General features: G+C 45.8%; 1 protein-coding gene. It reads left to right on the forward strand.

What is annotated here, in order from left to right:
- Nucleotides 1–574 (forward strand): prephenate dehydratase domain-containing protein (locus R8N49_RS28705; protein WP_318190647.1); only part of this gene is annotated, 574 nt, incomplete at its 5' end.
- Between the last annotated feature and the right edge of the window lie 31 nt (nucleotides 575–605).

The raw sequence follows: 605 nt of genomic DNA on the forward strand, positions 1-605 counted from the left end.
TCGCCTCGAAGACATCAAAACACTGTACTCGCATCCGCAACCGCACCAACAGTGCAGCGAATTCTTAAGCCGTATGAAAGGCGTGAAACTTGAGTCTTGCGCAAGCACAGCAGACGCGATGCAAAAAGTCCAAGAGATGAATCGTGATGATGTGGCCGCAATTGGTAATGCTTCAAGTGGTAAGTTGTACGGCCTGCAAGCGATCCAAGGCAACATCGCAAACCAAACCGAAAACCACACACGCTTTATTGTCGTCGCGCGTAAACCAGTTGAAGTCTCAACACAAATTCCAGCCAAAACGACGTTGATTATGTCGACCTCCCAAGAGGCGGGATCATTAGTTGAAACTCTACTGGTACTGCAACGCTACGGCATCAATATGACCAAGTTAGAATCGCGTCCAATCATGGGTAATCCGTGGGAAGAAATGTTCTACGTTGATCTAGAAGCGCACCTAGGCTCAACCGAAATGCAGCAAGCATTGCAAGAGCTAACAAAAATCACTAAACACTTGAAAGTACTGGGTTGTTATCCAAGCGAAAACATCAAACCAACGCAAGTAAAATTGAGCTAATAGACATCGATGAGTACAAAGATCATGGCAA

This window comes from Vibrio sp. 1978 (genome assembly GCF_033344345.1).